A 12,231-nucleotide genomic window follows, 5' to 3' on the forward strand; every position below is an offset into this window, starting at 1 on the left:
CCGAGTTAGCCCACGTGCCCGTATCAAGATAAGCAGCTTTTCCGTTTACTTTCATCAAGTTGTACGGAATCATTAAAAATTCCAAACTGGCACCACCATGTAAAAATAAGGCTTGATAGCCTTTTCCTTGCAACCCTAAAAGTTCCAATGCCAAGGCTCTGGCTTCTTCCATAACAGCAACAAAATCTTTGCTACGGTGTGATATTTCTAAAATGGATAAGCCGGAATTATTAAAATTCAATACGGCTTGAGCCGATTTTTCAAATACTTCTTGGGGCAAAATGCAGGGACCGGCACTGTAATTGTGTTTTTTCATGGTATTCTGAATAAAGGGTCAGAATTAAAATTTCTGAAATGATAAAGTGTATGTTCAATGCACAAATTTCTGAAATTCATCAGAAAACCATTCGTTTTATCAAGAAGTTTTTATTAGAGGTTATTAACAAAAACGATGTAGTTAAAAACTTAAATTTAAACGCCCAACAAAAAATCCACCGTATCTACTCCATCCGCATAATCCCAAAGCTGTGGTTTTTGTGTTTGTCCAAACGGAATACTATTGGCCGTAATTCCATTCGAAACAACACATTGCAACAGTTCTTGATCTTCTGCTAAGCGAATTTTTAATCGCTCTAAATCGTCATAATACTCATAAAAAACAGACGAAATAGGTGAGGAGTAGCTCGTATCTTCTTTGAGAGTTAAAAAACCATTGTCCCATAATTTGAAATTACTCATCAAAAATACGGCTTTGTTGTAATCGTAATTGTTGGCATATTTTTCATACTGAATCACCTCTTGGTACGGAAAAATAGCTTCAAAAAAAGCATCAAACGAATACCCTCTGGGGACAAAAAGTTTAGACACATTGCGGCATCCCAAACCAAAATACCTAAAAATATCTTCACCCAAAAGGAACAAATCTTCTTTAGATTCCGTTCCGGTTAATACGGCTACTGAGTTTCTGTTTTTGCGAATAATAGAGGGTTTATCTTTAAAATAATACGCAAAATAACGAGCGGTGTTGTTACTTCCGGTGGCGATAACGGCATCAAAATTTTCTAATTTCCCATCGGTAAATTCAATCCGATTTTTCAATTCAGGAGCAACAGCCTGAAGATAACCGGCTAAAAATCGAATCAAATGGGTATCGTTCGATGAGGTTTTAACCAAAACCTTATGCCCACTAACTAAAACCGAAAGAAAATCATGAAAACCTACCAGCGGTATATTTCCGGCCAAAATGAGTCCTATAGTTTTAGGTTGTACATTAGAAAATTCATACCTGGATAACCATTTAGTTAGATTTTCTTCCGTTAAGGCTTCTGCCCAGGATTGAACGGCAAAATAAACTTGCTCTGGAGTAAACCATCCATTGTGCGATTGCGATAAAGCCAACAAATCTTGAAACGAAGTATAATAGACATCATTCAAAAGGACAGCCTCCTGAGGTTGTGATTTTTCCAATGAAAATTGGGCTAAAAATTTACCTAATTCTACAAAAGCAGTAATTTTTGAATTTTGTAACATTTGATACTTGTTTATAACTTGATTTGATTGTAATTTTGTGCAAAAATAAGAAATAGAATTGTGGCAACAGCCAATAGTTGAAAGTTTACAATGATTTTTGATATCCCCTTTTAAACTTTTAAACGCTTAAACTTTTAAACAAAAGAAAAATGGCAATCATTATAACCGACGAATGTATCAACTGCGGGGCATGTGAACCCGAATGCCCAAACACCGCTATTTATGAAGGAGCCGACGATTGGCGTTACAAAGACGGAACCAAACTTAGAGGTAAAATTGTATTACCCGACGGTACCGAAGTAGATGCCGATGCTCCACAAACGCCCATTTCAGACGATATTTATTACATTGTTCCCGGCAAATGTACCGAGTGCAAAGGGTTTCATGAAGAACCCCAATGTGCCGCCGTATGTCCGGTAGATTGTTGCGTTCCCGATGACAACCATGTCGAAAGTGAAGAAACGTTGTTAAACAGACAAGCTTTTTTACACAACGAATAACCTCTAAATCCCTTTATGGGATTTTTTTATGAATAAATTAGTCTTTTTTTTGCTAGTCTGCGGGTGGTTTTTTCCTCTTTCAGCTCAAAATATTTCGGGTAAAATTGCCGACGAAAGCAACAACCCTTTGTATGGCGTTTCCATTTATTTTGATGGGACTACTTTGGGAACAACAACCAATGCCGATGGCTTTTTTGAATTAAAATTGCAATCGCAACCCAATGCCATTTTGGTTATAAGTTATCTGGGCTACAAAACCGTTTATCTCAATGACTTCCAATCGCCTATTGCCATTAATTTAGTTCCCGAAACCGTTCTTTTAAAAGGGGTTACGCTAGAGCCGGTTCCTTTTTCCAGAAAAGAAATGCTGGACGTTTTCAGAGAACAATTTTTAGGAAAAACCAAAGGCGGTAGAAATTGTGAAATCGAAAACGAAGAGGCGATTCAATTTACCTACGAATCCAAAAATTTCACTTTAGGGGCCTTTGCCGACCAAAAATTAAGAATAAAAAACAAATACTTGGGCTACTCTATAGAGGTCGATTTGATTGATTTTAAAGTGCAGTACAACAAGCGAACGCTTTCCAACGATTTTCTTAGAGGCAGTTTTTTTGCCATTACTTCTTTCTTTCAAGAGTGGCCTACTGCTACCCAATCCTTTGAAAAAAACAGACGGGCTGCCTACAACGGTTCGCCTAAACATTTTTTTAAAAATCTAATTGAAAAAAAGTGGAGTACAAACGAGTTTATCCTTTTCGAAGGCAGTATGCCAACCGATGCCAATTTGCATTTCAAGTTCGAAGAGGTACAACAAATCGGGACACGCGTGCAGGTTCTGGCCAAAACAAAACAAACCAATCTAACCGATGCCCCCAGATTTTACCGTACCTTTTCTGTTTTGTACAACAACAAAGAACAATCCAAAATAATCTTCAAAACCGCCGAGTTTTATGTGGACGACTATGGAAATCATTCGGCTATAGATCAAATTGATTTTTCCGGTGAACTATCCAAAAGACGCATGGGAGATATGCTCCCATTAGATTACCTACCTCGCTAGATGTAGCCGTAAAGAGGTAAAAAACACCGTATTCTCAGGAAGACATTTCAACCTTTTATTCTTTCAATATTTAAACCTATATTTGCACCCGTTTTAAACCTTTTACCAAGTACCCATAAAATGAAAGCAGGAATTGTAGGATTACCCAACGTAGGAAAATCAACCCTTTTTAATTGTTTGTCCAATGCCAAAGCTCAAAGTGCCAACTTTCCATTTTGTACCATTGAGCCCAATATTGGTGTGGTAAATGTACCAGACCCTCGTATTGCCCGTTTGGAAGAATTGGTAAAACCGGAGCGGGTACAAATGGCCACTGTAGATATTGTAGATATTGCCGGTTTGGTAAAAGGAGCGAGTAAAGGTGAAGGATTGGGAAATCAATTTTTGGGAAATATCAGAGAGTGCAATGCCATCATTCACGTATTGCGTTGTTTTGACAATGATAATATTGTGCATGTAGATGGTAACGTAAATCCCATAAGAGATAAAGAAACCATCGATATTGAGTTGCAGTTAAAAGACTTGGAAACGGTAGAAAAGCGTTTGGAAAAAGTAAACCGTGCTGCCAAAACCGGAAACAAAGAAGCTCAAGTAGAGCAAGCTTTGCTCAACCGCATTAAGGAAGCGTTGCTACAAGCCAAATCGGCTCGTACGGTTGTGCCACAAAATCAAGATGAAGAAGAATTGTTTGAAAGTTTCCAACTCATAACAGCCAAACCGGTGTTGTATGTATGCAATGTTGATGAGGCATCTGCCGTAAACGGAAACAAATACGTAGACCAAGTTCGCGAATTGGTAAAAGACGAGCAAGCGGAAGTTATTGTATTATCGGTAGGAGCAGAGGCCGATATTACCGAATTGGAAAGCTATGAAGAACGTCAAATGTTTTTACAAGATATGGGATTAACCGAGCCGGGTTCGGCAGTGTTAATTCGGGCAGCTTACAAATTATTAAAATTGCAAACCTATTTTACCGCCGGGGTTAAAGAAGTTCGGGCATGGACTATCAATATTGGCGATACCGCACCCAAAGCGGCCGGTGTAATTCACTCCGACTTTGAAAAAGGGTTTATCCGTGCCGAGGTTATTGCCTTCGAAGACTATTCAAACTACGGCTCGGAAGCCAAAGTTAAAGAAGCCGGAAAATTGCGGGTAGAAGGTAAAGAATACATCGTTAAAGATGGCGATGTAATGCATTTCCGTTTCAATGTGTAAGTTATAGATAATAAAGAATGAAATCAAACCGCTGGATCTTTTCAGCGGTTTTTTTTTGGGTCAAAAAGTTAAAAGCTATTTTTCATTTCAAGGAGCTTTACGTACTTTTGATTAAAAAAGAAGGACAATATGTGTTTTTACATGAGTCAAAAGGATTCGATTCCCAAAGTTGAAAAAAGATTCAAAGCCAAGGTAGACCGGCAAGAGACTTTTTTACAATCCGATTTCATAAACGGATTCGATTTTGCACAAGTACCAATTATTCGCGACTCAACCCCACAAAGCATCACTACGCAGTACCATTGGGGCTTGGTTCCTTCTTGGTCCAAGGACTTAGATTTCAGAAAAAATACGCTAAATGCTCGCATTGAAACTTTGGCAGAAAAGCCCAGTTTTTCCAAAATTACTTCCCAAAGATGTTTGGTTTTGGCAACCAGTTATTTTGAGTGGCATTGGAATGATGATAAGGGAAAAACCAAAGAGAAATACCAAATTTTTGCGGCTCAAGACCAACTTTTTGCATTGGCAGGAATCTACGATGCCTGGATAAACCCCCAAACCGGAAATTACTACCACTCATTTGCTATAGTTACTACCCAAGCCAATCCGCAAATGGAGTACATTCACAATCATAAAAAGCGAATGCCCATTATGCTAAAAAAAGAAGACGAAACCGCCTGGTTGGATTCCAAAAACGATTATAAAGCCTTTGCATTTCCCTATACAGCAGAGATGATTGCTTTCAAAGTCCCCCAATAAAAACCCTATTCCTTCTTAGATACCCTTCCCCGAAGTTGTCATTCCTCAGAGTTGTGTCATGGCTTCGCCAGTTCGAGCCAACCCCTCGTGTCCTTCCCCAATGTTGTGTCATGGCTCCACCAGTTCCAGCAAAGCTCTCGTGTTCCACGCAGGAGGAGTCTCCTCCCCGAAACCCCTCAAAGAAGAAAAGAAAAAAAGGAGAGTAAAAAAATATTAAAATTTCGAGGCGATATAACTTTCCAGTTTGCCTTTCTTTTGCAGTTTGATAAGTTTTTCCATATCGGCATTTTTACCAAGAGCGGCTTTGTTTTTTTCATAAAAACGAATGGCCTGCTCGGCACCCGCCACAGCACAAGCCGTATTATCTTTCGAATAATTATGTTCCAAACTGTATTTGGTCCAACCGCTCATAAACACCATCAAACAATCCGCACAATCCAACGGTACGATGCCTTCTACCAAGGCAATGGTAACCGTGGGACTGCCACTCATCCATTTCATCAAAAAACCATTTACGGCAATGCGTGTGTTCGGATGTTCTCCAACCGGGGTTTGGGCTAACCATTCTGTGGCTTTCAAAACCAACGATTCTGTTTTTTTATAATCATCAGCAGTAACAAGCGATAAATCGTTGGGTATTTCAAGTTCTTGAGCTGTAAATGGAATACTAACGAATAGCAAACAAATGAGAATTTTAATTGGTGTCATAATTTTAATTTTTAATTAGGTGTTACTAAAAGTTGGGTTTGTAGAGGAGCCCTACAAGTTTGTTCGGTTCAAAAGGCCTTCTCAAAAATAGAGCGGCATACACGTTTAAAAGTCTATCCCATCAATCTTTTTCATAATCCCATCCGTTTCCGTCAAGGCCACAACGATCTTTTGATAATGCAATAGGTAATCCGGTGCTCCACATTCACTGCGTGCAGGTTCATTCGTCACCAAAATATCTGGCAACCAATGGGTTAACAACACTTGCAAATCACTGCGGTAACTGTGCTCTCGGGCTTTTCCGGTTTGGTATAAGGTGTTTAAATTCGTAACGTATTGGTGTAGGGTCATAAGCTAATAATGTATTCTCAAATATAAAGGATTTTGGGGAAATGGGGAGGGGGCTTAATCTTGTATTTTTTACATCATTTTTTCTTATTGGGTTTTTATGCTGTGGTATGGTTTTTGGGATTTGAACAGTTTTCGGCTATTCGAAGGTTTTGATTTCGAAGCACTTCACTGTCAACCAAGCACAAACTTTGATAGAAGCACAAAGCTTGTTTTAACCACTGAACCGCCACTTTTGGGTAGGTGCTGTTGTCGGATGCCCTTCTGTCTTTTGTGTATGTTTCCAATGTCATATTAAGACCCAATTACTCTTAGTGACTCATAGCCATTTGTTACCAATGAATCATCAGTTGCTGCCAATATATAACTAATTCTATCTGAAATTGAATCGGCTGAAATTCCAGGTTGAACAACGGCAAATGAAAAGGAAAACAACTTTTGCTTATTCATAAGTTGAGAGAATAAATGCTTGTTGCCAACAAGAAATTTTTGCGGTTTATCTTCTGTTCTGCCAAGAACTTTTTTTGCAAACGCATTTTTGTTTGGTGTCCATGATTGAGATTTTACAACCTGCATACATACCTCATAAACATCTCCAACTCTATCACCTGCATTTATTCCTCCAGAACCTTTGACATGATAAAGAGTTATTGCAATACGGTCTGTTAATTCAATAATAGAAATGAAGTCAGCAATCTCCCCTGACCCATGGTCGTAAATTAAAACGGGATAATTGTCGGCTAATAATTTTGCTTGCAAAGTTTCATGGATAGAATTTCTATTTCCATTAGCTGCTTTGTCAGCAACAGGATTACTATAAAACTCCCTTTCAATATCTGTATTTTCGTTAGCCCAGTCAAAGGCAATTATTCTTGTTGTATCAAAACGAAACTCACTTTCTTTTGGTGGTTCAAAATATTCATGGTTGCTAATCATTGCAAAGTTGTCCAAGAATATAGAGAAGGGATTTTCGTTTAAGTAAGCAATTAAATCTGTTGTATGGCTGCTTTCTTCTACTTGGTAATTGTAGTCAGGAGTAATTCTATACTGAAAATGATTTTTGAAGTCGTATGTAAGAGAAATTATTTCATCGTCTAAAACCAAATCAATCCAAACTTGACTCAGAGTACTGTTGGCTGTGTCAATTAAAATGTCATAGTCCAAAAGTTCTGGTCTTGAAATTATTTCATCGCCATTGAGAGAAACTAAAAATGGTGTCTGATAAAAAACATCTTTGTGCCACACTGCAAGTAATGCAGCATAAGGGAGCACATCTACTAATTGTCCGATTGCAAGATTGTCAAATCCGGTATTTGTCTTAACTACTTTATTGCTGACAATTTTAGCCCCAATGTGTTGACACCATTTAATATAGTTTGGAATTTTATCGTAAGCATTACTCCAAACTTTTGAACCTGTGCTGTAACCAATTGTAATGTTGTCGCCTTGGTCAATACCCTTTAAGAATACATGTCCGTTTGCATAGTTCTTCCCGTGACTTTTGGTGATTACCTTTTCAGCATTAGGTCCAGCACTTGTTCTGTATGATTCACCGCTGTTTGCCGACCTGTTTTGCATTCCAATATTGAAGAACTCTGGATTTGAAACATCTGCTAAAACTTTGTTCAATTCAAATTTTGAAATTCTCTTTGGAGTGCCAACTCCAAAGAGGTCTATCATTAAATCGTAAAATTGAATTGTTTTGATTGAAGAATGAATGAAAATGAGTTTTGTTTTTTCATCATAGAAAACCAAAAGAAAAAAATGATTGATGTTTACTAAATCATCTGATGCAATCCACTTTGGTTTTTCTGTTTCCCGAAAAATAAAAACTACCGCATTATGTTCTCTACTTATTGCATTATAGATTATGTGTAATCCGTTAAGCTCCACTTTTGCATCTAAGTTTACTCCGTCTGCTTTATAAATCTTTACATGTCGGTAAGGATTCAGATTGTAAAATGAGATATTGTCCTTGAATGTTGCTGCAACTTTCTTTTCAAATGAATCAACTACATTTTTTATTTCATCTTCCTCTTCAATTTTTTCTTCACTGAGGTTTTTAATAATCTCATCCCAAATTGCACCTTCTTCATACAGCTTTTTCTTGCCAATTATTATATCGTTAGGTATGGCTAAGAATTTTGCCTCGCCAATATTCTCCGCATTTGTTCTTGCAAATCTTCCAATAAATTGAAGTGTGTTCGCGAGTGATTTTTTTGGGCTGTGAATAGCAGCAATTTTGAGGTTTGGAAAATCAAATCCCTCTCCAAGCATATCAACGCAAATGATTCCATCTAATTCACCTGCTTTTAGTTTCTCAATCGTTTTCTTAATTGTTGAATAGGCAAGAGTGCTATCAACCTTCTTCAATTTCAAACTTGTTCTCTCTGAATAGAGTTTGCTAAGGTTTTCAGCTTCTTCCTTTGTTTCTGTCCGCACCATCATATAGTGCTTTAACCCAGCTTCTTTATCCTGAATAAAAGTCCTTTCGGCTTGCAACGCAATAGCTAAGTCAGTATCATGACTATCTGTAATTACAGGGTAATATCCAATCTTACCAAAGATTTTATCCTCATACGCTTTTGTTAAAGGATAATTGAAAGCAACCCTACCTTCAATTTCTTTTTTATCTCTTCTAAATGGTGTTGCAGTAAAAAAAATCTTGTTTGCGTTAGTAAATCTTTTTACGACATTAGTCCAAGTAAACGCAGGAACATGATGGGCTTCGTCCACCAATATCAGGTCAAACAAATCAACCTCTGGAGAAAATGTCTCATTTATCCCCTCATTGATACTATTCGGAATACCTACTACTACATCAAATTCTTTTAATGCTTCCCATTCCTCCAAAGATTTTATAGGTGATTTTATTTCCTTGACTTTAGGAAGTGGTAAATCAGCATGAAAAACATTTGATGCTTTCAATGTTTTCAGTTGAGAAAACTCCTCAACAATTTGTCCTCGCACCATTACGCTTGAACTAATTACAAGGACTCTTTTTGCTCTTAACAAGTATGCAGATAAGTTCAACACAGCCGTTTTGCCTGAACCTGTTGGCATAATTACTATCGCTGCCTCATCTTTGAATAAAGTAAAGTGTGACCCAATTGCATGAATCGCTCCTATTTGTGCATTTCGTAATCCTTTCGCAGTTTCAGTCGCGATTGGATAGTTAATCCTATTATAATTTGAAGAAAAATACGTCATATTAAACTTACTCTTTATCGGGCTTTGTCATTGTCTCATTAGGCTTTTCATGTTTCTGTTCACTCTGCGTTTCAATAGGGTTTCCGCCAACACTCCACTTCCCAACAAAAAAATAAACCACCCACCCCAAAAGGCAAGCAATCTCATTTCCGCTAAAAAAGTGTGGTATTTTTGTAATGGAATTTCAAACCTACTAAAATATTTTCAAATTTCCTACAACCTTATAAAAGTTGTAGCCACTCCCCAGAAGTACAGCTTACCCTCACAACACATCACCCCCTCAACCGCTCCTTCAATTGCTCCAAGTGTAAAGTCAATTCCTCGCTTTTCCAATACTCTATTTTCAAGTGCGGGGCAAAGCCTATATACCGCACCAATTCCTCTTGTATAATCCGTGCCACTACCGCCTCATGTCCCACCGTAGTTACCAAACTGTCATGAATACTAAACAAGGGCATCTTGGGGTATTCCTTAGACAACCGCTTCGCTATAACCTCCAAAACCAACAGACTCTCCAAATTCTGCAACAAAATAGGAAGCAACGTCTTATGCAATTGCTTCACCAATCGCAACACCTCATACACCTCCTCAAATTCTTTTTTAAACAACCGTTTCGGTAAGGCCTCTTCCGAATGCAAAAACCGATTATCCGAAAAAAAAGCTTGCAATACAGCTATCTTAGCATCGTTTCGCGTCCACTGCCTTTGGGGATCCTCACCCTGAAAAACGCGTTCCAAATAGCTATACAAAGTACCTTGACAAACCTCTTTTCGATATCGTTCAAATACGCCTTCATCTCTTGTTTCTAGGTGGCTCACCATCATTTTTACTAACATAATGAGGTAGTTATACTTATTTATATCTTTCTCTAAATTCCTTAACCTTGCTTCTAGTTTCATATAAATCCATATATACTTGTAAGAATTTTTGACATTTTCGGGGTTTTTTAAAACTTGACGCTTACTTCGGGTGAGATATTCCAAAAAACCCTCCCAAAAATCCAACTGCAACAACAACAAGGATAAATAGGGCTGACTGTTCGATAAATCCACCGCTACCATGGGTTGGCCATCATACGTTATCGCATTTCGCAACAACCCCCGCATATTCGTCAAATTACTATGATACCGATTTACCTTAGAATCTACTTTACATAAATACCGATGCGACTCCAAAAACTGTACAGACAATTTAGAATACACATACTGCTCAAACGGACTCTTTACCTTTTGCTTTACTATCGAATAATCTCGCAAATGAGGATTCGAATATTTTAAAAACCATTCTTCTTCCAAAAAGGCCAGTACCAAATCCGAATCGATAACCAACTTTTTCGTAAACCATTTATTCAAATACTTATAGTCATCGGTAGTGGCCTTGAGTTTGGCATAAAAGGAGTTGAGCTTTCGCCTCAAAACAAAATCTTTCAAATTATATACCGCACCAAAATCGCGATACGATTCCGTAAATTGATACAACGTACAATGCTCCCCAACCTGATACTTTATGGTGGGATGTTTTTGCAATAAACCCATTTTTATGGCATAATTCAGATGGGGCTTGTAGTTTCCCAGCAACGTATTCAATATAATAGAGGAGAGCGGGACATAGTCATCAATAAGTTCCGATTTTTTGGTATAAACCGGTATTGTAGCAACTGCGTGAAGGATGTAGGCTAACTTATCAACTTTAAAAGAAGAAAACGAAGGCGGGTAGGTGGCTACTAAGGCGTGTAAATCCAACCCTTTGGGTAAGATGAGATGCATAATTTTGGCGTATAGGAAAGCCTAAAAATACAACTTTTTCTTATAATTATCAAAAAAATACCAAAAAAAACTCCCAAACCATAAGCTTGGGAGTTCACAGCAGATGGGGGAGCAAAAAGTTACTGTACGTCTACAATATGCAACACATTAAAAGCCCCATTATTCAAAGGGTATTGCACGCCATTGACTTCTTGAAAAAATTCAATCAAAAACAAGTAAAACGAAATACCGCTTTCATCAGGCACAGAAGTAGGGGTCAATACATGGGTAGCTTCGCCACTTTGGGTGCTCAAATTAACCACATCACTGTAGGTTATAGACGAAACACCACTCTCAAAATCCAATTTCAAAAACGCACTCTGCATCGAGAAATGCGTCGCTCCCTGCGGATTTCGCAATTGCTGCACCGGATTAAAATCGGCCAAGCTAATACCCCCCGTAGCTACATCCAAACTGTAAGGAGCATACAATACTGCCGGTAAAACAGCTCGCTGGTTAAAGTCAAATCCTCGCAAAGCCTGCTTGCCTTCTTCTGTCTGAATCCCAAGGGCTACCTTCCGTTCACCACGGGCACTCACCAAATCGGCATTCTTTATCGAAGCCATCACCTGCAACATCCGGCTCGATAATTTACTATCCCTGGCCTTAAAAACCAATTGCCCGGCTGCCATTCGCAATAACTTACCGGCTTGAGCACTTTGCCCAAATTCAACCCCGTTTTCACGAGTTCTAACAAACGCCGGATCATTCAAAATACGATTCCGACTTACGCCACCTTTCGTGCGTACCATGTGCCCATCAGCACTCTTGTAAAACGTCAGATTTTCCAACGTTCCCTCAATCTTGAGGATTCCATTTAATTTTGCCATAGCATAAAAATTTAAAATTATATACCAAAGGTATAACTGTATGATTATCAATACAAAAAACACATTCACTTCATGCGTTTATCAACACAATTGTGCATAAAAAAACAGCATTCGTATCCTTTTTTTTCGTAAATTTGAAGTAGCTTTTATAACATAAAATAACAATCCAAAAATCCAAAAATCCAAAAATCGAAAAATCCAATCAAAAAACATAAAGGGATGATAAAGGGATGATAAAGGGATGATAAAGGGATGATAAAGGGATG

At 38.1% G+C, this 12,231-nt stretch carries 12 protein-coding genes; 4 read left to right on the top strand and 8 right to left on the bottom strand.

Annotated features, from left to right (window positions below):
- The coding region (locus V7M80_RS10815) for an aminotransferase class V-fold PLP-dependent enzyme (protein WP_333696047.1) at positions 1-316 on the bottom strand (316 nt) is incomplete at its 3' end.
- 155 nt (positions 317-471) lie between these two features.
- The gene (locus tag V7M80_RS10820) at positions 472-1,530 is read right to left on the bottom strand and encodes an acyl-CoA reductase (RefSeq protein WP_333696048.1); all 1,059 of its coding nucleotides are present in this window, start codon (positions 1,528-1,530) and stop codon (positions 472-474) included.
- Between the two features lie 149 nt (positions 1,531-1,679).
- Between V7M80_RS10820 and V7M80_RS10825 the strand changes: the two genes are divergently transcribed.
- From V7M80_RS10825 to V7M80_RS10840, 4 genes are all read left to right on the top strand, one after another.
- Positions 1,680-2,030 carry a 4Fe-4S dicluster domain-containing protein gene (locus tag V7M80_RS10825; RefSeq protein ID WP_333696049.1) on the top strand — a complete coding sequence of 117 codons (351 nt, stop codon included), beginning with the start codon at positions 1,680-1,682 and terminating at the stop codon, positions 2,028-2,030.
- A 28-nt stretch (positions 2,031-2,058) separates the two neighbouring features.
- Positions 2,059-3,090 (top strand): carboxypeptidase-like regulatory domain-containing protein, encoded by a 1,032-nt coding sequence (locus tag V7M80_RS10830; RefSeq protein WP_333696051.1) that lies wholly within the window; start codon positions 2,059-2,061, stop codon positions 3,088-3,090.
- Positions 3,091-3,210: 120 nt separating this feature from the next.
- Positions 3,211-4,305 (top strand): redox-regulated ATPase YchF, encoded by a 1,095-nt coding sequence (ychF, locus tag V7M80_RS10835; RefSeq protein WP_333696052.1) that lies wholly within the window; start codon positions 3,211-3,213, stop codon positions 4,303-4,305.
- A gap of 141 nt (positions 4,306-4,446) precedes the next feature.
- The gene (locus V7M80_RS10840; protein WP_333696053.1) at positions 4,447-5,064 is read left to right on the top strand and encodes an SOS response-associated peptidase; all 618 of its coding nucleotides are present in this window, start codon (positions 4,447-4,449) and stop codon (positions 5,062-5,064) included.
- Between the two features lie 213 nt (positions 5,065-5,277).
- Here the strand turns inward: V7M80_RS10840 and V7M80_RS10845 are convergent, their stop codons facing one another.
- The 6 genes from V7M80_RS10845 to V7M80_RS10870 form a co-directional block, all read right to left on the bottom strand.
- Complete coding sequence (locus V7M80_RS10845; protein ID WP_333696054.1) at positions 5,278-5,772, bottom strand: hypothetical protein; 495 nt, start codon at positions 5,770-5,772, stop codon at positions 5,278-5,280.
- A gap of 105 nt (positions 5,773-5,877) precedes the next feature.
- Positions 5,878-6,123, bottom strand: a complete 246-nt coding sequence (locus V7M80_RS10850; protein ID WP_333696055.1) for a hypothetical protein — start codon at positions 6,121-6,123, stop codon at positions 5,878-5,880.
- A 95-nt stretch (positions 6,124-6,218) separates the two neighbouring features.
- A complete protein-coding gene (locus tag V7M80_RS10855) occupies positions 6,219-6,413 on the bottom strand; it encodes a hypothetical protein (RefSeq protein WP_333696056.1) in 195 nt (64 codons plus the stop codon).
- A gap of 1 nt (position 6,414) precedes the next feature.
- Positions 6,415-9,330: a DEAD/DEAH box helicase gene (locus V7M80_RS10860; protein WP_333696058.1), complete on the bottom strand. Its 2,916-nt coding sequence runs from the start codon at positions 9,328-9,330 to the stop codon at positions 6,415-6,417.
- 272 nt (positions 9,331-9,602) lie between these two features.
- A complete protein-coding gene (locus tag V7M80_RS10865; RefSeq protein WP_333696059.1) occupies positions 9,603-11,096 on the bottom strand; it encodes a hypothetical protein in 1,494 nt (497 codons plus the stop codon).
- A 119-nt stretch (positions 11,097-11,215) separates the two neighbouring features.
- Positions 11,216-11,965 carry a hypothetical protein gene (locus V7M80_RS10870; RefSeq protein WP_333696060.1) on the bottom strand — a complete coding sequence of 250 codons (750 nt, stop codon included), beginning with the start codon at positions 11,963-11,965 and terminating at the stop codon, positions 11,216-11,218.
- Between the last annotated feature and the right edge of the window lie 266 nt (positions 11,966-12,231).

It is taken from the genome of Flavobacterium sp. (genome assembly GCF_036759525.1).
GTDB lineage: Bacteria > Bacteroidota > Bacteroidia > Flavobacteriales > Flavobacteriaceae > Flavobacterium.